Here is a 22796-nt window from a genome sequence, read left to right on the forward strand (position 1 = left end):
TCTCATTCAAACAATTCCGTATCTGGGGGAGCTGTGCCCGCGAATGAAGCGCTCCGATTGTCTTCGGCCCAGCAGTCGATCTGGTTCGCGCAGAAACTGCGGCCGGAGATCCCCAACCTGACCGCGGTCTACTGGGACGTCGACGGCGAGCTGGACCTGCCGGTGCTGCGCGCGTCACTCGGCGACGTGCTGGCCGAGGCGCGGCCGTTCCTGACGAACTTCGACGAAGACGAGCAGGGGCCGTACCAGTTCGTCCGTGACGACGTGACCGGCGACGTCTCCATCACCGACGTCAGCGCGGAACCGGACCCCGTTGCGGCGGCGCTCTCGGCCATCGCCTGGAACCGGCAGGTGCCGCTCGACCTCGCGAAGGACACCCTGTTCCGGGTGGGCGCGGTCAAGGTCGCGCCGGCCCGGTTCTTCGTGTTCGTCGCCATGCACCACCTGCTGAACGACGTGTTCGGCTACACCGTCTTCATGCGCCGGGTCGCGGCGGTCTATTCGGCGAAGCTGGCCGGGGTCCCGGCCGGGCCGACCGAGTTCGCCGGCCCCGAAGCGCTCGACGAGGCCGACCGCAGCTACCGGGACTCGGCGGACGCGGACGCCGACCGGGCCTTCTGGCAGGAGCGCCTGGCCGCCGTCGCCGCACCGGTCTCGCTGACCGGGCAGCGCACGCCCGGGCGTGTCGGCCTCGAGCACCACACGCTCCACGTCGAGGCCGCCGAGCTCGACCGCTGGCGCGCCGACGCCGACAACCTCGGGCTCCGGTTCTCCAGCTACTTCATCGCGGCCCTTTCGGTGCTCGTCCAGCGGCTCTCCGGCGCCGACGACTTCGCCGTCCGGTTGACGATGGCCAACCGCACCGGATCGACGAAGACGCAGCCCGGGCTGCGCGCGGGTTTTGTCCCCCTCCGGGTGTCGAATCCGCCGGCCGCCCCGTTCGCCGAGGTCGCCGAGCGGATCGCCCGCGAGGTGCGTGAGTCGGTGCGCCACTCCCGGTGTTCGACGTCGGACCTGATCTCGGCCGCGGGCTGGTCGGTGAGCGAGCACCTCGGGCCCGTCCTGGGAATCCTGCCGTTCTCCGAGGCGCTGGACTTCGGCGGTGCGCCGGGCGCGTTCGCCATCGAGTCGGCCGGCGCGGTCGACGACCTGGCGGTCACCGCGTACGAGGACAAGCGGACCGGCGGGCTCGTCGTGCGGTTCGACGCGAACGCCGCCCGGTACCGCGCCGCCGACCTGGCGGCACTCGCCGGGCGCTTCCGCGCGGTGATGACGCAGATCGTCGCCGGCCCGCGGACCGCCGTGGGCCGGCTGAGCGCGCTGCTGCCGGGCGAGTGGGACCAGCTCGCCGCGTGGGGCCGAGCGACCGCGCCGCAAGCGAGTCCGGCGGCGGCCGTGCGGTTGTTCGCCGAGCGGGCGAAGTCGTGCCCGGACGCGCCGGCGGTGGTGCTCGGAGACGAGGCGCTGTCGTACGCGGAGCTGGACGAGCGGTCGAACCGGTGGGCGCGGTTCCTGGCCGGGCGCGGGGCCGGGCCGGAGTCGATCGTGGCGGTGGTGCTGCCGCGGTCGCTCGAACTGGTCGCGGTGCTACTGGGGGTGTGGAAGGCCGGCGCCGCCTACCTGCCGATCGACGCGGGCTACCCGGCCGAGCGGATCGGGTTCGTGCTCGGCGACGCGGGCGCGCGGCTGGTGGTGACCACCGAAGAGCTCAGCAGTGCGACCGAGGGCTTCGACGTGCCCCTGGTCCCGATCGACGACGAGGCCGTCCGCGCCGAGGTGGCGGCGTGTCCGGGTGATGCGGTCACCGACCGGCTGGAGCCGCTGAACGCGGCGTACGTGATCTACACGTCCGGGTCGACGGGGACACCCAAGGGCGTCACGGTTTCCCAGGCGGCGGTGGCCGACCTGGCGCTCGATCCCCGGTACGCCAACGGCCGGCACCACCGGGTGCTGGTGCATTCGCCGCTGGTGTTCGACGCGTCGACGTATGAACTGTGGGTGCCACTGTTGGGCGGCGGGACCGCGGTGCTGGCTCCGCCGGGACGGCTGGACCCGGCGACCATCGGGGAAGTCCTGGTGTCGCAGCGGGTTTCGGCGTTGTTCATGACGACTCGGCTGTTCGAGCTGCTCGTCCGTGAGCGCCCCGGTGTCTTCGACGGCGTCGACGAGGTCTGGGTCGGCGGCGAGGAGATCCCTGCCGAGACGCTTTCCCGGGCCCTGGAAACCGTCGCGGCGACGATCACCAACGGTTACGGCCCGACGGAGGCGACAACTTTCGCCGTGACGCGCTCGTTCGAAGGCCGGGCGGACGTGCCGGACGGCCCGGTGCCGATCGGCGCGCCGCTGGCCGGGATGTCCGCGGTGGTGCTGGACCCGGGGCTGAGCCCGGTGCCGCAAGGGGTGACCGGCGAGCTGTACGTCTCGGGCGCGGGGGTGGCGCGCGGTTACCTGCGCCGCCCGGGCTTGACGGCGGCGCGGTTCGTGGCGAACCCGTTCGACCCCACCGGTTCCCGCCTGTACCGGACCGGGGACCTGGTGCGGTGGAACGCTTCCGGCGAGCTGGTGTACCTCGGCCGGGTGGACGACCAGGTGAAGATCCGGGGGTTCCGGATCGAGCCGGGGGAAATCGAGGCGGTGCTGGCCTCGCACCCGTCGGTCGCGCAGGTGGCGGTCGTGGTGCACGGCCGCGCGGGCGAGCAGGACCGGGCGGACCGGCAGCTCGTGGCCTACGTGGTGGGCGAAGCCGATCCGGCGGAGCTGCGCCGGTTCGCGGGTGACCGGCTGCCGGAGTACATGGTTCCCGCCGCCGTGGTCGTGCTGGACGGCTTCCCGTTGACCGCCAACGGAAAGCTCGATCGCCGGGCGCTGCCGGAGCCGGAGTTCGCCCAGGGGCGCTACCGCGCGCCGCGGACCGAGCGGGAGAAGCTGCTCGCGGACGTGTTCGCCGAGGTGCTGGGGCTCGACCGGGTCGGGATCGACGACAACTTCTTCGAGCTGGGCGGGCAGTCGCTGCTCGCGGTCAAGCTGATCACCCGGATCCGGGCGCTGCTGGGTGCCGAGGTGCCGATCCAGGTGGTGTTCGAAACCCCGACCGTGGCCGGCATCTTCGCGAGCCTCGACCACCGGACCGAGGTCCGGCCCGCGCTGCTCGCCCGGCGCCGCCCGGACGTGCTGCCGCTGTCGTTCGCCCAGCGCCGTCTCTGGTTCCTGGCCCGCTTCCAGGGGCCCTCGTCGACCTACAACGCGCCGTTGCTCGTGCGGCTCTCGGGCCAGCCGGACGTGGCGGCGCTGCGAGCCGCGTGGTCGGACGTCGTCGCGCGGCACGAGAGCCTGCGCACGCTGATCGCGGAGGACGACCAGGGCGATGCGTTCCAGCGCATCGTCCCGGCGACGGAGGCCGAGGTGCCGTTCACCGAGCTGGCCGTCCCGGACGGTGAGCTCGACGCGGCGATCGACGCGCAGGTGCGGCACGCGTTCGACCTGACGGCGGAGATCCCGCTGCGGGTGGCGCTGATCCGGCACGCCGACGACGAGTACGTGCTCCTCGCCCTGCTGCACCACGTCGCCGCCGACGGCTGGTCGACGGCCCCGCTGGTGCGGGACCTGTCCGAGGCGTACACGGCCCGGCTGGCCGGCCACGCGCCGGAGTGGACGTCGTTGCCGGTGCAGTACGCCGACTACGCGCTGTGGCAGCGGGAACTGCTGGGCTCGGCCGAGGACCCGAAGAGCGTCCTGGCGAGGCAGTTCGAGTACTGGCGCACCGAGCTGGCCGGGGTGCCGCAGCCGCTGCAGCTGCCGCTCGACCGCCCGCGCCCGCAGAACATCTCCTACGACGGCGACTTCGTGCGCTTCGTGGTCGACACCACCGAGTTCCGGCTGATCGAGGAGCTGGCGCGCCGGCACGACGCGACGGTGGCGATGGTGTGGCAGGCGGTGCTGGCCGTGGTGCTGCACCAGCTCGGCGCCGGTGACGACATCACCATCGGCTCGCCCATCGCCGGCCGCACCGACGACGCGCTCGACGACCTCGTCGGCATGTTCATCAACAACGTGGTGCTGCGCGCGGACCTGTCCGCCCACCCGACCTTCGCCGACGTGCTGGACCAGGTGCGGGAAAAGGCGCTGGCGGCGTACGAGCACCAGGACACCCCGTTCGAGCTCCTGGTGGAGCTGCTCAACCCGGAGCGGTCGACCGCGTACGCGCCGCTGTTCCAGGTGATGCTTTCGTGGCACAACACCGCGGCGGCGGAGCTCGACCTGCCCGGCCTGAAGGGCACGGTCCGGTGGATCGGGAACGGGTCGTCGAAGTTCGACCTGACCATCGACCTCATCGAGGCGCTCGGCCCGGCCGGCGATCGTGTGGTCGAAGGCCGCATCGAGTTCGCCACCGCCTTGTTCGACCGCGGGACCGTCGAACGGCTGGCCGAGCGCTTCCGCGCGGTCGTGCGCCAGGTGACCGCCGACCCGGCGGTCGTGGTGAGCCAGGTCGACGTCCTGGTGCCCGAGGAACGCGCGCTGACGCGGGACCGGGCCGGCGCGCCGGTCGAGTCGCCGGACGCCACGTTGCCGGACCTGTTCGCCGCGCAGGTGAGCCGGACACCGGACGCCTTGGCGGTGGTCTGCGACGGGGTCGAGCTGACGTACCGGGAGCTGGCCGGCCGGGTCGACGGGCTGGCGCGGGTGCTGCGCGGCCGGGGTGTCGGCGCGGAGTCGGTGGTCGCGGTTTCGCTGCCACGGACGGCGGACCTGGTGGTGGCGCTGCTGGCCGTCCTGCGGGCAGGCGGTGCGTACCTGCCGCTGGACCCGGGTTATCCGGGGCAGCGGCTGGAGTTCGTGCTCGACGACGCCCGGCCGGTCCTGCTGATCACCGACACCGCGACCCGGGAAGAGCTGCCGCGGACCCTGCCGCCCACCCTCCTCATGGACGAGGCCGGTGCGCACGAGGCCGGGCCCGGCACGATCGACGGCGGCCCCGGGCCGCAGAACCTCGCCTACGTCATCTACACGTCCGGGTCGACCGGCCGGCCCAAGGGGGTCGCCCTCGCGCACGCCAACGTCGTCGCCTTCGTCGCCCAGGTGTCCGAGCGGATGGGGGTGGCGCCCGGCACGCGGATGCTGACGAGCACGTCGGTGAGCTTCGATGTCTCGGTCCTGGAGCTCTTCGGTGCGCTGAGCACCGGCGGCACCCTCGAGATCGTCCGGGACGCGCTGGTCCTCGCCGAGCGCGGCCACTGGTCGGGCGGGGTGATCAGCACGGTGCCGTCGGTCTTCGCCGAGATGGTGGACAGCCTCGAAGGCTCGGTCACCGCCGACACGATCGTCTTCATCGGCGAGGCACTCCCGACGTCACTGGTGAAGCGCGTCCAGAAGGCGTTGCCGGGCACCACGATCATCAACGGTTACGGCCCGACCGAAACCGCGGTCGCCTCGACCGAGCACACCCTCACCGAGCCGTGGGAATCCCGGCCGTGGGCCGCGTCCGACGCGTCGATGCCCATCGGCACCGCGCTGGAGAACGAGCGGGTCCACGTGCTGGGGCCCGGTCTGCTGCCGGTGCCGGTGGGGGTCGTCGGCGAGCTGTACATCGCCGGCGCCGGGGTCGCCCGCGGATACCGCGGGCGGGCCGGGTTGACGGCGTCCCGGTTCGTGGCGGACCCGCTCGATCCGGCGGGCGGCCGGATGTACCGGACGGGCGACCTCGTGAAGTGGGGTGACGACGGGCTGCTGCGGTACCTCGGGCGGGTCGACCACCAGGTGAAGGTCCGGGGCTTCCGGATCGAGCCGGGAGAGATCGAAGCGGTCCTCCAGTCCCACCCCGCGGTCGCGCAAGCGGTCGTCGTGGCGCGTGGCGCCGGTGAGGGCGCCGGCCTGCTGGTGGCCTACGTCGTCGCGGTCGAAGGCGCGTCGATCGGCGAGGTGGCGGAGCTGCGCCGGGTGGTCGGCGCCGAGGGCGAGTCCGTGCACGACGTCGCCGAGTTGCGCAGCTACGTCGGCGCCCGGTTGCCGGAGTACATGGTGCCGGCGGCCGTGGTGGTGCTGGCGCAGCTGCCGCTGACCGCGAACGGGAAGCTGGACCGGCGGGCGCTGCCCGAACCCGAGTTCAGCCAGGCGCGGTACCGCGCGGCCCGCACCCCCGAGGAACAGGCGCTGGCCGGGGTGTTCGCCGAAGTGCTGGGGCTCGACCAGGTCGGGATCGACGACAACTTCTTCGAGCGCGGCGGCCAGTCGCTGCTGGCGGCGCGGTTGATCGCCCGGATCCGCTCGATGATGGGGGTCGAGGTGCCGATCCAGCTGATCTTCGAAGCACCCACCGTCGCCCGGTTGGCCCAGCGCTGGAACGACCTGCGGGCGTCCAACCGGCCTCAGCTCCGCCGCAGGAGCCAAGAAGCGGGCTGAGAACCGCGGCAACGCCGTATCACTCTCGGTCCGACGACCCGGAAATCGAAGAAGAAAGATGGCATGAGTACAGCAACGAAGTCCGTTCGATCACCGGCGATGATCCTCGCCGTGCTGTGTGTCTGCGTGGTCGTGATCAACATGGACACGATGATCGTCACCGTGGCGCTGCCCGAGCTGGTGGACCAGCTGCACGCCAGCACCGTTGACCTGCAATGGGTTTCCGACGCCTTCAACCTGGTCTTCGCGGCCCTGGTGATCGCCGCCGGCAGCCTCAGTGACCGGTTCGGCCGACGCGGCGCGCTGATCTTCGGCCTGGCCGTGTTCACCGTGGCCTCCGGGCTGGGCGCCTACGCGAGCACAGCGGGCGAGCTGATCGCGGCGCGCGCCGTGATGGGCCTCGGCGCGGCGTTCATCTACCCGACCACCCTGTCGATCCTGACGACGGTCTTCGTCGAGCGGAAGGCGCGGGCGGCCGCGATCGGGATCTGGGGCGCCTGCTCGGGGATCGGCATGGTCCTCGGCCCGCTCGCCGGCGGCGCCCTGCTGCAGTCGTTCTGGTGGGGCAGCATCTTCCTCGTGATGGCGCCGATCGGCCTGGTCGCGCTCGCGCTCACCGCGGCGTTCGTGCCGACCTCGCGCGATCCGGAAACCCCCGCGCTCGACAAGAGCGGCCTCATCCTGTCCTGCCTGGCGTTCGGCATCCTCGTCTACACCATCATCGAGGCGCCCGCGTCGGGCTGGGACAGCGCGCGTGTCATCGCCGGCTTCGTCGTCGCCGTGGTGCTCTTCGCTTCGCTGTACGTGCGTGAGATCAAGGCGCGCAGCCCGATGCTCGACGTCCGGCTGTTCCGGGACGCGCGATTCTCGGCGGCCTGCGGGGCGATGACGATCGCGACGTTCACGTTGATGGGCCTGACCTTCCTCCTCACGCTGTACCTGCAGTTCCTGAAGCTCTACTCGCCGCTGGAGACCGGGCTGCGGTTCATCCCGGTCGCGGTCGGGATGGTGATCGGGTCGATCCTCGGCGGGAAGCTCGCGGTCCAGTGGGGTTCCCGGATCGTGATCACCGCCGGGCTCGGGGTGCTGACCGTCCTCTTCGTGTGGTTCACCGGCGAGTCCAACGACACGGGTTCCGCGGTCCTCGCCCTCCAGATGACGCTGATCGGGGTGGGCCTCGGCACGGTGGGCGTGCCGGCGACCGACGCGATCATGCGGGTCGTCCCGGCGGCGAAGGCGAGTGTCGGCTCGGCGATGAACGACGCCACCCGCCTGCTCGGCGGCACGCTCGGCATCGCGATCGTCGGCAGCCTCTTCCAGTCGCTGTACACCCACCACCTGATCGGCTCCGCGGTGCCGGGGCTGCCGCCGGAGTCGCTCACCCAGGCCCAGGACTCGATCGGCAACGCGATCACCCAGGCCGCGCAGTACACCGCCGAGGGGCAGCCGGCGCTGGCGGAACGGCTGATCGGCGCCGCGCAGTCGAGCTTCTACGACGGCTTCCACACCGCGTGCTGGACACTCGCCGGCTTGGCCGCGGTGATGGTCGTCGTCGCGTGGTTCTGGCTCCCGGCCGAGAAGCCCGAGCAGGTGACGGCCGCGGCCCCGGAGTCGGAGCCGTCGGACGCCGAGGCCTGACCTGGTCGATCCGTTCCCGGGCACGGTTGTAGCCCGTGCCCGGGAGCGGATGCCCGAAGTTCTCCGTCGTCATGGTGAAATCCGATGTTCCTGGGGGAAGTCCGATGATCCCGTTGTCGTACGCGCAGCGCAGGCTGTGGTTCCTGCACCAGTTCGAAGGCGCTTCGGCGGCTTACAACATCCCGTTGGTCATCCGGCTGTCGGGCGCGCTGGACGTGCCGGCGCTGCGGAGCGCCGTGCGGGACGTCCTCGAGCGGCACGAGAGCCTGCGGACCGTCGTCGTCGTGGACGAGCGCGGGGAATCCTTCCAGGTGGTGCGACCGCTTTCCGAGCTGTCGCCGGATCTCCCGGTGGCCGACGTGGCGCCGGACCGGGTGGACGCCGTGGTGGCGGACCTGGCCCGGCATGAGTTCGACCTGAGCGCGGAGACGCCGCTGCGGGTGTCGCTGCTGCGGTCGTCGGCGACCGAGCACGTGCTCACCCTGGTGCTGCACCACATCGCGGGTGACGGGTGGTCAACACGGCCGCTGATCCGCGACCTCTCCGAGGCGTACGCCGCGAGGTGCACCGGGCAGCCGCCGCAGTGGGAACCGCTGCCGGTGCAGTACGCGGACTACACGCTGTGGCAACGGGAACTGCTGGGTGACGAGAACGACCCGGAGAGCGTGACGGCCAAGCAGCTCGAGCGCTGGCGGGCCGAGCTGGCGGGCCTGCCGCAACCGATCACACTGCCGACGGACCGGCCGCGCCCGGCGTCGGCGGGCAACCTCGGCGACGCGGTGTGGTTCTCGATCGACGGGGACCTGCTGGACGCCGTCGAGGAGCTGGCGCGCAAGCACGGCGTGACCCGGTCGATGGTGATGCAGACGGCGCTGGTGGTGCTGCTGCACCGGCTCGGCGCCGGCGACGACATCGCCATCGGCTCGCCGACCGCGGGGCGGACGGACGAGGCGCTTTCGGAGCTGGTCGGGTTCTTCGTCAACAGCTGGGTGCTGCGGGTGCGGGTGGCCGGGCAGGACACCTTCGCCGACCTGCTCGAGCAGGTCCGCCGCCGGGCGCTGGCCGCGTACGCCGACCAGGACGCCCCCTTCGAACTGCTGGTGGAGCTGCTCAACCCGGAGCGGTCGGCCGCTTACCACCCCCTGTTCCAGGTGATGTTCGCCTGGCACGACATCGAGCTGCCGGTGCTGGACTTCCCCGGTGTGCGGGGCAGCATCGAGATGGCCCAGACCGGCACCGCGAAGTTCGACCTCGACTTCAGCCTGACCGAAGTCGCGCAGCTGCCGGGAACGGCGCAGCGGGGCGTGCAGGGCAAGATCGAATATGCGACCGAGCTCTTCGACCGGAGCACGGTCGAGGCGATCGGCGCCCGGTTCACCGGGGTGCTGCGGGCGATCGTCGCCGACCCGGCGGGCGCGGTGAGCCGGGTGAGCGTGCTCCTGCCGGGTGAGCAGGACCGGCTGGCCGAGTGGGGGCGGGTGACCGCTTCGCCGACCGGCGAGCCGGCGACGGTGGACCGGTTGTTCGCCGAGCGGGTGAAGGCGGCGCCGGACGCGGTCGCGGTGGTGTCCGGCGGGACGAACGTGGTGTACGCCGAGCTGGACGCGGCGTCGAACCGGTGGGCGCGGTTCCTGATCGGGCGTGGCGTCGGGCCGGAGTCGATCGTGGCCGTGGCGGTGCCGCGCTCGCCCGAGCTGGTCGCGCTGCTGCTGGGCGTGGTGAAGGCCGGCGGAGCCTACCTGCCGATCGACGCGGAGTACCCGGCCGAGCGGATCGAGTTCATGCTCCGGGACACCGGGGCGCGGCTGGTGGTGACCACCGCCGGGTCCGCCACCGCGCTCGAGGGCTTCGACGTGCCGGTGGTGTCGCTCGACGACCCGGTCACCGGCGCTGAGCTGGCGGCGTGTGCGGACGACGAGGTGACCGACGCCGACCGGCTGGGCTCGCCGGATCCGGCGAACGTGGCGTACGTGATCTACACGTCCGGGTCGACGGGGACGCCGAAGGGTGTCGCGGTGTCGCAGGCGGCGGTCGCCGACCTGGCGGCCGAGCCGGTGTACGCGTCCGGCCGGCATCGCCGGGTGCTGGTGCATTCGCCGTTGGTGTTCGACGCGTCGACGTACGAGCTGTGGGTGCCGCTGCTGGGCGGTGGGACTGCGGTGCTGGCCCCGCCGGGACGGCTGGACCCGGCGACCATCGGGGAAGTCCTGGTGGCGCAGCGGGTTTCGGCGTTGTTCATGACGACTCGCTTGTTCGAGCTGCTCGTCCGCGAGAACCCCGGCGTCTTCGACGGCGTCGACGAGGTTTGGGCCGGTGGTGAGGAGATCCCCGCCGAGACGCTTTCCCGGGCGTTGAACACGGTCGCGGCCACGGTGACCAATGGCTACGGCCCGACGGAGACGACGACATTCGCGGTGACACGGCCGTTTGCGCCCGGTTCGGCGGTGGCGGCCGGTCCGGTGCCCATCGGCGTTCCGCTGGCCGGGGTGTCGGCGGTGGTGCTCGACGAGGGGCTGCGGCCGGTGCCGCAGGGGGTCACCGGTGAGCTGTACCTGGCGGGCGCCGGTGTTGCGCGGGGGTACCTGCGGCGCCCGGCGCTGACGGCGGCGCGGTTCGTGGCGAACCCGTTCGGCGCCGCCGGATCACGGCTGTACCGGACCGGGGACCTGGTGCGGTGGAACGCTTCCGGTGAACTGGTGTACCTGGGCCGGGCGGACAACCAGGTGAAGCTCCGGGGCTTCCGGATCGAGCTCGGGGAGATCGAAGCGGTGCTGGCGGCCCATCCTTCGGTCGCCCAGGTGGCGGTCGTGGTGCGAGGCCGGTCCGGCGAGCAGGACGGGCCCGATCGCCAGCTGGTGGCGTACGTGGTTCCCGGCGAAGGCGATTCGACGGCCGGTCCGGAAGAGCTGCGCCGGTTCGTGGGCGGACGGCTGCCGGAGTACATGGTGCCGGCGGCCGTGGTCGAGCTGGACCGGTTGCCGCTGACGGTGAACGGGAAGCTCGACCGGCGGGCGCTGCCGGAGCCGGACTTCGCCCAGGAGCGCTACCGCGCGCCGCGGACCGAGCAGGAGGAGCTGCTGGCCGGCGTGTTCGCCGAGGTGCTGGGGCTCGACCGGGTGGGGATCGACGACAACTTCTTCGAGCTCGGCGGCGACAGCATCGCGTCCATGCAGGTGGTCTCGCGGGTGAAGGCGCTCGGCGTCGCGGTCACCCCGCGCCAGCTGTTCGAGCACCGCAGCATCGCGAGCCTGTTCGAGGCGCTGCCCGCGAACGCCGGTCCGGGCCGCGGGACGCCGTCGGACGAGCCGGAAGCCCGCCGGCGGGAGCCGATCCCGCTGCTCCCCGCGGCCCGCTCGCTGCTGGAGTCCGGGCCGCACCCGCGGTTCGCGCAGTGGATGACGTTCGAACTGCCGGCCGGGACCGACGAAGAAGTGTTCCAGGCCACCGTTTCCGCGCTGGTCGACCGGCACGAGCTACTCCGCTCCCGGCTGGTGGTGAAGGGCAGCCAGGAAAAGTGGGGGCTGCTGCCGGTCGGCGCGGACGACCTGCCGCTGGACCGGCTGGTCCACCGCGTGGCCGGCTCCCCGGCCGAGCGGTGGGACGCCGAGCTCGCGGCCGCGCTCGGGCGCCTCGACCCGGCGAACGGCGTCATGGTCCAGTTCGTGTGGTTCACCTCGGCGGACGGCGAGCCGGACCGGCTCCTGGTCATCGCCCACCACCTGCTGATCGACGGCGCCTCCTGGCAGATCCTCGCGGAGGACCTCGGAACCGTGTCGGCGCAGGTGGCGCGCGGAGTGCTGCCCGGTACCACTCCCGCGGGCACCTCGATGCGCCGGTGGGCGTCGGCGCTGGAGGCCGAAGCGCACAGCGCCGCGCGGACCGGCGAGCTGCCGGACTGGGTCGACATCCTGAGCGGCCCGGACCCGCTGTTCGGCGCGCACCGACCCGATCCGGAAACGGACCTCTGCGGCGACGAGTCCATGCTGACGGTCGAGGTCCCGGTGGCGGTGACCAAGGCGGTCTCGAAGACCCTGCCGAAAGCCCTGGGCGGCGGGCTCACCGACGGCTTGCTGGCGGCACTGGTGCTGACGGTGGCGCGGTTCCGCCGTGCGCGCGGTGACTGCCACGAGTCGCTCCTGGTCCAGCTCACCGGGCACGGCCGCGAGGAAGAACTGGTGGCCGGGGCCGACCTTTCGCAGACGGTCGGCTGGTTCGCCAAGGCCTATCCGGCGCGGGTGGACATCGCGGGCCTCGACCTCGACCAGGCTCTGGCCGGTGGTCCGGCGGCGGGCGAGGTGGTCCGCGCGGTCGGGCGTCAGCTGCGTGCCGTTCCCGGCGGCGGGATCGGCTACGGCCTGTTGCGGTACTTCAACGAAGACACGGCGGCGGAGCTGAAGAAGTACGACGGCCCGCAGTTCGGGTTCAACTACATGGGCCGGTTCTCGGCCGGCGGACCGTCCGAACAGGACAGTGGGGGTTCGTGGCGGGCCGTGCCGGGGAGCCTGGGCGCGCAACGGGACCCGGACATGCCGGTGCCGCTCGCGGTCGACGTCAACGCGCTGATCGTGCAGTCGGGTGCCGGACCGATGCTGAAGGGCCTGTTCACGTTCCACGAAAACATTGTCGAACGATCCGTCGTCGAAGAACTGATGCGGATGTGGGTCGAAGAACTGACGATGCTCGCGCACTACGCGGCAAAAGTCCCCGCCGTTTCCTGAACCGGCGGCCGGCCCGCGGAAAACCTGGGGGAAAACGATGTCGGTGACAACCCTGTTCCGCAACGCGGCGGTGCTGGACGCCGAACGCGGTGAACTGGACGTCGACCGGGCCGTGCTCGTGGTCGGCGACCGGATCGCCGAGGTCGGCGCCGTGAGCGAGGTGCGGCCGGCGAGCCTCGACCGGGTCATCGACCTGCGCGGCCGCACGCTGATGCCGGGCCTGATCGACTCGCACGTGCACGTCTACGTGCAGAGCCTGGATCTGTCCCAAGTGGAGTCGTGGCTGCCGTCGTACCTCGTGCCGAAGGCGGCCAAGGCGCTGGGCGAGATGCTGCGGCGCGGGTTCACCACCGTGCGCGACGTCGGTGGCGCGGACTTCGCGCTGGCCCAGTCGATCGAGGAAGGGCTGGTCGCGGGGCCGCGGCTGATCCACGGCGGGCCGGCCCTGTCGCAGACGGGCGGGCACGGCGACTTCCGGTCGCGGGGCGACTTCGGCACCCACGGGTGCCTGCGGTGCCCGATCATCTTCCGGCTCGCCGACGGCCCGGACGAGGTGCGCCGGGTCGTCCGCGACGTGCTGCGCGGCGGGGCGCACCACATCAAGCTCATGCTGTCCGGCGGTGTGCTCTCGCCGACCGACAGCATCTCCTCGGTGCAGTACACCGGCGAGGAGATCGCCGTGGCGGTGCGCGAGGCGAGTGCGGCCGGGAAGTACGTCACCGGCCACACCTTCCTGGCCGACGCCATCAATTCCGCGCTGCGCCAGGGCGTCCGGTGCATCGAGCACGGCAACTTCATCAACGACGCCTCGGTGGACCTGTTCACCGAGCGCGACGCCTTCCTGGTGCCGACCCTGGCCATCGTGCGGGCCATCAACGACCTCGGGCCGGCCATGGGCCTCACCGCGGACGTCCTCGCCAAGAGCGCCGAGGTCTTCGACGCCGGGATGACGGCGCTGGAGCGCGCGCACCGCGGCGGCGTGAACATCGTCTACGGCACCGATCTCCTGGGTGAGCTCCAGACCCGCCAGCTCGAGGAGCTGACCCTCCGCGCGGAGGTCCAGCCGCCGGCCGACCTCATCCGCTCGGCGACCACCACACCCGCCCGCCTGCTCGGCATGGCCGGCGAAATCGGCGTCGTCGCACCGGGGGCGTACGCGGATCTCCTCGTTGTCGACGGTGATCCGCTGGCCGGCATCTCCGTGCTCACCGCACCCGAACGGCATCTGAACCTCGTCATGAAGGCCGGAACCGTCTACTACGACACCATGTGAAGGCGCAGCGGCGCCGGGTCGGTGTCTCGAAGGATGCAACGATGCCACCAACTGTCCGGAAGACCGTCTTCTTGTTGTTCGCCGCTTACGCCGTCGACCTGATCGACCGGCTCGCGATCGGCAACGCCCTGCCGCAGATCGGCAGCGACCTCCACCTCGACCACGCGCAGCGCGGGCTGGCGGTGTCGGTGTTCTTCGTGGCCTACGCACTGGTTCAGATCCCCGGCGGGCTGCTCGCGGACCGGTTCGGGGCGGTCCGGATGTGCGTCTTCGCGATGCTCGCGTGGTCGGTGTGCACCGGGTTGACCGCGCTAGCCTGGTCCTTCGCCGCGCTGCTCGCGACCCGGGCGGCGTTCGGCGTCATGCAGGGCATGTTCCCGGCCGCGTCGGTCAAGGCGCTGTCCGAGCGCAGCCTGCCGGAGCAGCGGAACACCGCCAACGGCTGGGTCAACGCGTCGAGCTCGTTCGCCATCCTCGGGGCCGGACTGCTCGCGGCGGCGATGCTGCCCGTCATCGGGTGGCGCGGGATGTTCCTGGCGATCTCCGGCCTCGGCGTCCTGGTGGCCCTCGCCTGGAAGTGGTGGCTGCCGCCCGCGCTGCCGGAACCGGCGGAGGCGGAGTTCGGCCCGATGCCGTCGAGGTGGGCGATCGTCCGGTCGCCCGCGATCATCGGCTGCGCCACGCTTTCGTTCGGGTTCAACCTGCTGGCCTGGGGGGTCACCACATGGGTGCCGAGCTACCTGACCGAGGAACGCGGGGTGCCGGTCGGGACCGCGGCCCTGCTGATGACCGTGCCGATGGTGCTGGGCGCGGGCACCATCATCCTGGGTGGCCGGCTGGCCGACCGCCTCGGCGGGCGGCCGCGGGTGATCGTGGTGCCCGCCATGGTCGTCGTCGGCGGGCTCGAGCTCCTGCTGCCGACGGCCGGGACGGTCACCTCGTTCATGGTCGTGCTGACGTTGCTGTACACGACGCTCGGGCTGTGCCTCACGTCCTCGTTCTCGGTTCCGTTGCGCGCCTTGCCCACCCGGTGGCTCGGGCTCGTGGCGGGCCTGGTGATGTCGGGGAGCCAGCTGGCGGGCATGGTCGCGCCGTACGCGTTCGGCTTCGTCGTCGACCACGTTTCCTACGGCGCCGGGTTCGCCATGCTGGCGGCCGGCCCGGTGATCGCCATTGTCGCCTCGATTCTGGTGCCGCAGAACGCCGAAGCATTCCGGTCGGCGATGCGGCGCCGAATTGCGGGAACCTTGACTGCCCACAGCGGGGCGTGACAGGATCAGTGATATCGAAGTAGCACAGTTCATTGAATATCATTCACTGTGCGACTGGGGTGGCGAACCGCGACAGTTCGCGAAGTTCGCAGAATCTTCTCGATCAGCGCATGGGGTGCGCAGCGATTTCTATTGCGGGAGTTGCATAGTCATGAGTGGCAATCCGTTCGACGACGAGAACGGCCGGTTCTTCGTCCTGACCAACAACGAGGGGCAGCACTCGTTGTGGCCCGTGTTCGTCCCGGTGCCGAGCGGCTGGCAGGTCGCGTTCGGCGAGCACGGCCACGCGGAGTGCGTGGCGTACGTGGAAGAGAACTGGACGGACATGCGGCCCGAGAGCCTGCGGCTGGCGATGGAGGGCGGTCCGCGCTGATGGAATTCGGACTGTTCTACTTCGCCAACGCGGAGGAGCACCAGCAGGGGTACGAACTCCTGGTGGCGGGAGCCCGGTTCGCCGACCGGAACGGGTTTTCGGCGGTGTGGACACCCGAGCGGCACTTCCACGAGTTCGGGGGCATCTACCCGAACCCGGCGGTGACCGGCGCGGCGATCGCCGCGGTGACCGAACACGTCGCGATCCGGGCCGGCAGTGTGGTCGCGCCGCTGCACAACCCGATCCGGATCGCCGAAGAGTGGTCGGTGGTCGACAACCTTTCCGGTGGGCGCGCGGGAATCGCGTTCGCTTCCGGCTGGCACGCGGGGGACTTCGTCTTCAGCCCCGGTCGGTACCACGACCGCCGCGCCGACAACGTCGCCGCCCTGGAGCAGGTACGCCGGCTGTGGCGCGGCGAGTCCGTGACGGTGCCCGACGGCGTCGGCAACCCGGTCGAGATCCGGACATTGCCGCGGCCGGTGCAGGCCGAACTGCCGGTGTGGCTGACCACGAGCGGCAGCATCGAGTCGTTCGAATCCGCCGGCCGGCTCGGGGTCAACGTCCTGACGCACCTGCTGGGCCAGGAGCTCGCGGACATCGAGCAGAAGGTCAAGGCGTACCACGCCGCCTGGCACGAGGCCGGGCACACCGGGCGCGGGCACGTCAGCCTGATGATCCACACCTACCTCGGCACCGACCGGGCCGCGGTGAAGGAAGTCGTGCGCGAGCCGTTCAGCCAGTACCTGCTGAGCTCGTTCGACCTGATCGCGCGCGCGGTCGGGCGCACCGGCTCGACGGAGACGGCCGGCGACATCGCCGCGCTGACCGACGCGGACCGCAGGTTCCTCATCGACGCCGCGTTCGACCGGTACTTCCGCACCAACGGCCTGTTCGGCAGTGTCGAAGACGGGGTGGAGATCTGCGGCGGCCTGCAGGACGCGGGTGTCGACGAGCTCGCGTGCCTCATCGACTTCGGCGTCGACAGCAAGCTGGTCCTCGACGGACTCGACCGGCTCGGCGAACTCCGCCAGGCGTGGACGCAGAAGGTACCCGCAGCGGCGAACTGAACTGCGTTGGGGGAAACGTGAAGTCAGAACTGGGGGCGGTCGGCGAAGTGTCAGCAGCCGAGGATTTCCGCCTGGCCATGCGGTTCCACGCGGCCGGCGTCGCGATCGTCACGGTGACTTCCGACCGGGGGACCGCGGGTTTCACGGTCAGCTCGCTGGCGTCGCTGTCCCTGCGGCCACCGGCCGTTTCGTTCAACATCGCGCATCGCTCCTCGAGCATGCCGGTGCTGCAGGCGTCGGACACCGCGGTGATCCACCTGCTGTCGGCCGGGCAGGAGGAGCTGGCGCGCCGCTTCTCCGGGCCGGCGGACGAGCGCTTCGCCGACCGGTCGCTCTGGCGCCGGTCGGCCGGCAGCGTGCCGGTGCTGCACGACGTCCCGGTCCGCTTCCACGTCCGGCTGGTGGACCGGATCCCGATCGGTGACCACAGCGTCGTGGTCTGCGCCGTCGAGCAGGTTTTTGCGGCCCACGCGGACCTGCCGGCGTCCCGCCCGCTCGTGTACCGCGACGGGTGTTACCAATCCGGCTAGAAGCAGGCCGGCCCCCGAGCGGCACGTAACCGTTGCTACGGGCCGATTCGGCCGTGACTGAGGTCGGATTGGTAACGGACGGCACAGTATCAGGAGGTCTCGCCGCTGGTGCGGCAGAACCCCGGCTCGAACCGAACTTTGTGAGGAAGTGCATGGACAGCAAGGAGAACCGGGCGACCGCTGGTACGCCCGCCTGGCCGGACCGGCTCGCGGCGGAGTACACCGCCGCCGGGCACTGGCGAGGGAAGACGTGGGGAACGTTGCTGTGGGAGTGGGCCGACGACCGCGGTGACGACACCGCAGTGGTCGACGGCGCGGTCAGCTTGACCTACCTCGAGCTGGCCGTGCAAGCCGACGCCCTCGCCGAGAAGCTGCTCGGGACCGGGCTGGCGGCCGGTGACCGGATCGTCGTGCAGCTGCCGAACTGCTGGCAGTTCGTGGTCCTGTTCTTCGCCTGTGCGCGGGCCGGTGTGGTGCCGATCATGACGCTGATGCCGCACCGGGACCACGAGCTGGTGCACATCGCGCGCCACGGCGGCGCGACGGCGCTGGCCACACCGTCGACCTGGCGCGGGTACGAGCACGAGCAGCTGGCGCACCGGGTCAGCGAAGCCGTGCCCGCGGTGCGCACGCTCCTCGTCGTCCAGGAGGACGGCTCGGCGGGGAGCCCCTCGGACGGCTGCCTCGACCTGACGGCGATGTGCACTCCGGAAGGGGACGCCGACGAGCGCCGGAAGCGGCTGGACGAAAGCACGGTCGGCAGCCGCGACGTCGTCACCTTCCTGCTTTCCGGTGGCACCACGGGTTTGCCGAAGCTCATCGGGCGCACCCACGACGACTACGAGTACAACGCCCGGCGCAGCGCGGAAGTGTGCGGGTTCACCGCCAAGACCGTTTACCTCGCCACGATGTCGGCGTCGCACAACTTCTCGCTCGCCTGTCCCGGGCTGCTCGGGACCTTCGTCGTGGGCGGGACCGCGGTCCTGGTGCCCACTCCGAGCCCGCGCAACGCTTTTGCCGCGATCGAGCGGGAACGTGTCACCGTGACGGCGCTGGCGCCGTCGGTGGCGAAGCACTGGATGGACACGCTCGCCGCCGATCCCGGCCGGTTCGACCTGAGCAGCCTGGAAACGCTGCAGATCGGTTCGGCGCGCCTGGCGACGGAGCTGGCCAAGCGGGTGCAGCCGATCTTCGGCTGCCGGCTGCAGCAGGTGTACGGGATGGCCGAGGGCCTGCTCTGCTACACCCGGCTCGACGATCCCGACGAGGTGGTGGACGCCACCCAGGGCCGCCCGATGAGCCCGGCCGACGAGATCCGGGTCGTCGACACGAACGGGAACCCCGTGCCGCCGGGCGAAATGGGACTGCTGGAGACCCGGGGCCCCTACACGATCCGGGGGTATTACAACGCCCGCGAGGTGAACGCGCAGTCGTTCACCCCGGACGGCTGGTTCCGCACCGGCGACATCGTGCGGGTGCACGAGTCGGGGAACCTGATGGTCGAAGGCCGGTCGCGGGACATCATCAACCGGGCGGGCGAGAAGATCTCGGCGGAAGAGGTGGAGAACCACCTGTACCTGCTGGCCGCGGTGCAGCACGCGGCGGTGATCGCCGTCCCGGACGAGCGGACCGGCGAACGGATCTGCGCCTGCGTCGTCCTGCACCCCGGGACCGAGCTGGACCTGTCCGACGTCCGCGCGATCTTCGCCGAAATCGGTGTTGCGGAGTACAAGATCCCCGCGCAGCTGGAGATCATGGACGCACTGCCGCTGACACCGGCCCGGAAGATCGACAAGAAGACCTTGCGCGAGCGGTTCTCCGAACAGGTGAAGGCGGGATGACGATGCCGGGATACGTCGTGCCCGCGGCACGCAGAGGAAGCATTCTCGGCGGCGAGGAGCTGGCCGCGCTCGCCGAGCTGATCGACTCGGGCGAGATCCTTTCGCAGGGGCGTCACCGGCAGCTGTTCGAGCAGCGGTTCCGCGACCGGATCGGCTCCCGGTACGCCTTCTCGGTGACCAGCGGGACGGTCGCGCTCGAACTGGCGACCCACCTGCTCGGCCTGAGCCGGGGTGACGAGGTCATCGTCACCCCGCAGACCTACCGCGCGATGGCCCAGCCGCTGCTCGACCTCGACGTGAACGTCCGGTTCTGCGACGTCGACCCGGACACGCTGAACATGGACCCCGAAGCGCTGCGGTCGATGATCAGCGAACGGACGCGCGCGGTGATCGTGGTGCACTACGGCGGGGCGCCGGCCGACATGCGGGAGATCGTCCGGATCGCGCACGACCACGGCAGCCTGGTGCTCGAGGACTGCGCGCACGCGCTGGGTGCGAGCTACCACGGCGAGCACCCCGGCGCGCTGGCCGACATCGGCTGCTTCAGCTTCCACTCGCTCAAGAACATCACGACGCTCGGCGAAGGCGGCATGATCACCTTCGCGCGGGACGACTGGGCCGAGCGGCTGAACCAGATCCGGTCCAACCGGGTCGACGGCTCGGTCCGGCCGAGCTGGGAGTACAGCCTGCCCGGCGGTTCGCTGCTGCCGTGGATGCGGGACGCCGACGACGTCTACACCTCGGACTACCTCCGCATCCTCCGGGCCGGCACGAACGCGACCCTGTCGGAGCCCGCGGCGGTGGTCGGCAGTGTCCAGCTGGACCGGCTCGACGACCTGGTGAAGCGGCGCCGGATGATCGCGGCGAGCCTGGACGAAGTGATCGGCATGAGCTCGGCGGCCCGGCCGCAAAGCCTTTCGGTGGACACCGAACACGCCTACCACCTGTACACGTTCCTGGTGGCCGACGGCGCGGAGGCCCGGGAACGCCTGGTCCGCTCGCTCGACCGCCAGGGGGTGCAGATCGAGCTCCGCTACTTCCCGCTGCACCTGCTGCCCGAGTGGCGGTGGCGCGGGCACGGGCCGGGCGAGTGCCCGGTCGCCGAGCGCTCCTGGTTCGGCGCCCAGGTCAACCTGCCCTGTTATCCCGCGCTGAGCGACGGGCAGGTCGAGCACATGACGCAGGCGCTCGCCACCGCCTTCGCCGAGACCGCCGGCGCCCTGACGTCCCGCTGAGCCGGCTCCGACCATTTTCGAGAGGTTGTCGTGGAATTCGGAATCAACTTCTTCCCCGTCGTCGACCCGGCGAGCAAAGGGCCGGCCCAGTACTACGAAGAAAGCCTCCGCCTCGTCGAAGCCGCCGAGGCCAACGGGTTCGCCCACGTCCAGACGGTCGAGCACTATTGCTCGCCCTACGGCGGCTACAGCCCGGACCCGGTGCTCTTCCTGACCGCCGCGGCCATGCGGACCACCAGGATCCGCCTGATCACCGGGGCGGTGATCGCGGCCTTCGAGCACCCGGTGAAGATCGCGTCCCGGCTCGCCGTGCTGGACAACCTGTCCCACGGGCGCCTGGACGTCGGGTTCGGCCGGGGGTTCCTGCCGCGTGAGTTCGAGATGTTCGGGTTCTCCATGGACGAAAGCCGGGCGCGGTTCCAGGAAAGCGTCGAGGCGTGCCGGCGGTTGTGGAGCGAGACCGACGTGGTCTGGGACGGCAAGTTCCACAGCTTCGGCCCGGTCACCCTGCAGCCACGCCCGTACACGACACCGCACCCGCGCATCTACGTAGCGTCGGCGTCCACACCGGACTCGTGCGCCGCGGCGGGCCGTGATGGTTACGGCGTGCAGGTCGTCCCGTCGGTCGTGTCGCGGGAACGGCTGCAGGAGATGGTGCGGCGCTACCGCGACGCGTGGGCCGAGGCCGGGCACGCCGAGCCGGCGCCCCGGGTGCAGATCAAGTACACCTGCTACGTCGCGGACGACCGCGAAACGGCGATGACCGTGGCGGACACCTGGGAGCGCAACTACATCACGATGATGGCGCGGGAGGTCGCCGCGCTGGCGGAGGTCAGGAGCGCCGACTACCCGGGGTACGAGACCTTCGCCGACAAGGTGAAGAAGTACAGCCTGGGCAAGGCCCTCGCGGACAACAAGGTGCTCGTCGGGACCCCCGCCGAAGTGGCGGCTCAGCTGACGGCCATCGAGCGGTGGTTCGGCCCGGACCTCTGCGTCAGCCTGCAGTTCAACCCCGGTGCGATGCCGGAGGCGCAGTCCCGGCGGTCGTTCGACCTGTTCGTGCGGGACGTCATGCCGAAGTTCGCCGAGACCGCCTGAGCCGCACGGGAGCGACGATGCCCTACATCACCGTCAAGATCTACGAGCACCGGCTCGACGCGGACACTGAGCCGGCCCTGATCGAGCGCCTCACCGACGCCGTGGTCGCGGTCTACGGGGAGGAGATCCGGCCGTCGACCTGGATCACGCTCGAGCCGGTTCCGCCGCACCGCTGGGGAATCGGCGGTCGTCAGGGTGGCTGACGACATCAGGGACGCCGAGGTTGTCGTCGTCGGGCTGGGGGTGGTCGGCGCCGCCACGCTGTGGCGGCTGGCCGCCCGCGGTGCCGACGTGGTCGGCGTGGAGCAGTTCTCGATCGGTCACCCGTGGGGGTCCTCGCACGGCTCGACCCGGATGTTCCGGACGACCTGCCTCGAGCACCCGGGTCTCGTCCCGCTGGCGCGGCTGTCCCGCCGGTTGTGGCGGGAGCTCGAGGAAGGCGCGGGGCGGCCGCTGCTGGCCGAGACGGGCGGGCTGCTGATCGGGCCGCCCGGCTGCCACCTGGTCGCCGGCACGCTGGAGGCGGCGCGGGTGCACGACGTGGCGGTCGAAGTGCTGGACGCGCCGGCCATCGCCGACCGCTTCCCGGAGCACCACGGTGTGCCGGACGATCACATCGCCGTCCTCGATCCCACCGCCGGCATGCTCCGCGCGGAGGACGCCGTCCGTGCCGCCGCCGGCGCGGCCGAGCGAGCCGGCGCCGAAGTGCGGACCGGCGCCCCGGTCACCGGGATCGAGCTGGTCGACGGGGGTGTGGTCGTCACGACGGGCGCCGGGACGATCCGCGCCCGGCAGGTCGTCGTGACGGCCGGCCCGTGGTTGCCGCAGCTCGTTCCGGACCTGCCGCTGACCGTGGTGCGGACGCCGATGACGTGGTTCCGGCCCGCGGCCGGGTCCGGCCGGTTCGGCGTCACGGAGTTCCCGATCTTCCTCCGCGACCTGGGCGGTGCGGGCATCGTGTACGGCCACGGCGCGGTGGCCGGCGGCCTGGTCAAGTTCGCCCTCGAGTACGACGACGACGCCGCGGTGTTCCGGGAAACGTCGGCCGGTGACTGCGACCGGAGGATCGCGGAGCAGGACTGGAAGCGGATCGAAGCGATCGCGCGCTGGGCGGCGCCGGGACTGGCGATCGAGCCCGCCGAGACGACCGTGTGCATGTACACGCTGACCCCCGATCGCCAGTTCCTCGTCGGCCGGCCGCACGGGGATCCGCGGCTGGTCGTCGGCGGCGGGGACAGCGGGCACGCGTTCAAGCACGCACCCGGGCTGGGCGAGGTGCTCGCGGACACCGTCCTCGGCCGGCCACCGGCGGTCGCCCTGGACTTCGCCGATCCCGATCGATTCGACTGAGTGCGC

13 protein-coding genes are annotated in these 22796 nt (G+C 71.3%); all 13 read left to right on the forward strand.

What is annotated here, in order from left to right; genetic code table 11:
- The first annotated feature begins 33 nt into the window (after positions 1-33).
- The 13 genes from ACIA5G_RS41215 (at position 34) to solA (ending at position 22790) form a co-directional block, all read left to right on the forward strand.
- A complete protein-coding gene (locus ACIA5G_RS41215; RefSeq protein WP_395933515.1) occupies positions 34-6396 on the forward strand; it encodes an amino acid adenylation domain-containing protein in 6363 nt (2120 codons plus the stop codon).
- Between the two features lie 63 nt (positions 6397-6459).
- On the forward strand, positions 6460-8034 hold the full coding sequence (locus tag ACIA5G_RS41220; protein ID WP_395933517.1) for an MFS transporter: 1575 nt from the start codon (positions 6460-6462) through the stop codon (positions 8032-8034).
- A 104-nt stretch (positions 8035-8138) separates the two neighbouring features.
- On the forward strand, positions 8139-12752 hold the full coding sequence (locus ACIA5G_RS41225) for an amino acid adenylation domain-containing protein (RefSeq protein ID WP_395933519.1): 4614 nt from the start codon (positions 8139-8141) through the stop codon (positions 12750-12752).
- Positions 12753-12789: 37 nt separating this feature from the next.
- Positions 12790-14025, forward strand: coding sequence for an amidohydrolase family protein (locus tag ACIA5G_RS41230; protein ID WP_395933521.1), 1236 nt, complete (start codon positions 12790-12792; stop codon positions 14023-14025).
- Between the two features lie 41 nt (positions 14026-14066).
- Positions 14067-15296: an MFS transporter gene (locus ACIA5G_RS41235; protein WP_395933523.1), complete on the forward strand. Its 1230-nt coding sequence runs from the start codon at positions 14067-14069 to the stop codon at positions 15294-15296.
- Between the two features lie 151 nt (positions 15297-15447).
- On the forward strand, positions 15448-15669 hold the full coding sequence (locus ACIA5G_RS41240) for an MbtH family protein (RefSeq protein WP_395933525.1): 222 nt from the start codon (positions 15448-15450) through the stop codon (positions 15667-15669).
- Positions 15669-16736, forward strand: a complete 1068-nt coding sequence (locus tag ACIA5G_RS41245; protein ID WP_395933527.1) for an LLM class flavin-dependent oxidoreductase — start codon at positions 15669-15671, stop codon at positions 16734-16736. Before ACIA5G_RS41240 ends, ACIA5G_RS41245 begins: the two co-directional genes overlap by 1 nt.
- 17 nt (positions 16737-16753) lie before the next feature.
- A complete protein-coding gene (locus ACIA5G_RS41250) occupies positions 16754-17266 on the forward strand; it encodes a flavin reductase family protein (protein WP_395933529.1) in 513 nt (170 codons plus the stop codon).
- A 152-nt stretch (positions 17267-17418) separates the two neighbouring features.
- Positions 17419-19107, forward strand: a complete 1689-nt coding sequence (locus ACIA5G_RS41255) for a (2,3-dihydroxybenzoyl)adenylate synthase (RefSeq protein WP_395933531.1) — start codon at positions 17419-17421, stop codon at positions 19105-19107.
- A complete protein-coding gene (locus ACIA5G_RS41260) occupies positions 19104-20342 on the forward strand; it encodes a DegT/DnrJ/EryC1/StrS family aminotransferase (RefSeq protein WP_395933534.1) in 1239 nt (412 codons plus the stop codon). The genes ACIA5G_RS41255 and ACIA5G_RS41260 overlap by 4 nt, the downstream gene beginning before the upstream one ends.
- A 30-nt stretch (positions 20343-20372) precedes the next feature.
- The gene (locus tag ACIA5G_RS41265) at positions 20373-21440 is read left to right on the forward strand and encodes an LLM class flavin-dependent oxidoreductase (protein WP_395933536.1); all 1068 of its coding nucleotides are present in this window, start codon (positions 20373-20375) and stop codon (positions 21438-21440) included.
- A gap of 17 nt (positions 21441-21457) precedes the next feature.
- Positions 21458-21643, forward strand: coding sequence for a 4-oxalocrotonate tautomerase family protein (locus tag ACIA5G_RS41270; protein WP_395933538.1), 186 nt, complete (start codon positions 21458-21460; stop codon positions 21641-21643).
- Entirely contained in the window at positions 21636-22790 is a 1155-nt protein-coding gene (gene solA / locus ACIA5G_RS41275) for an N-methyl-L-tryptophan oxidase (RefSeq protein ID WP_395933540.1), read from the forward strand. The genes ACIA5G_RS41270 and solA overlap by 8 nt, the downstream gene beginning before the upstream one ends.
- Positions 22791-22796 lie beyond the last annotated feature (6 nt).

Source organism: Amycolatopsis sp. NPDC051758, assembly GCF_044453095.1.
GTDB lineage: Bacteria > Actinomycetota > Actinomycetes > Mycobacteriales > Pseudonocardiaceae > Amycolatopsis.

What these genes read in the sequence shown, in the direction of transcription:
- ACIA5G_RS41225 (WP_395933519.1), top strand. Translation starts at nt 8,139, where the DNA reads ATGATCCCGTTGTCGTACGCGCAGCGCAGGCTGTGGTTCCTGCACCAG.
- ACIA5G_RS41245 (WP_395933527.1), top strand. Translation starts at nt 15,669, where the DNA reads ATGGAATTCGGACTGTTCTACTTCGCCAACGCGGAGGAGCACCAGCAG.
- ACIA5G_RS41220 (WP_395933517.1), top strand. Translation starts at nt 6,460, where the DNA reads ATGAGTACAGCAACGAAGTCCGTTCGATCACCGGCGATGATCCTCGCC.
- ACIA5G_RS41235 (WP_395933523.1), top strand. Translation starts at nt 14,067, where the DNA reads ATGCCACCAACTGTCCGGAAGACCGTCTTCTTGTTGTTCGCCGCTTAC.
- ACIA5G_RS41240 (WP_395933525.1), top strand. Translation starts at nt 15,448, where the DNA reads ATGAGTGGCAATCCGTTCGACGACGAGAACGGCCGGTTCTTCGTCCTG.
- ACIA5G_RS41270 (WP_395933538.1), top strand. Translation starts at nt 21,458, where the DNA reads ATGCCCTACATCACCGTCAAGATCTACGAGCACCGGCTCGACGCGGAC.
- ACIA5G_RS41260 (WP_395933534.1), top strand. Translation starts at nt 19,104, where the DNA reads ATGACGATGCCGGGATACGTCGTGCCCGCGGCACGCAGAGGAAGCATT.
- ACIA5G_RS41230 (WP_395933521.1), top strand. Translation starts at nt 12,790, where the DNA reads ATGTCGGTGACAACCCTGTTCCGCAACGCGGCGGTGCTGGACGCCGAA.
- ACIA5G_RS41255 (WP_395933531.1), top strand. Translation starts at nt 17,419, where the DNA reads ATGGACAGCAAGGAGAACCGGGCGACCGCTGGTACGCCCGCCTGGCCG.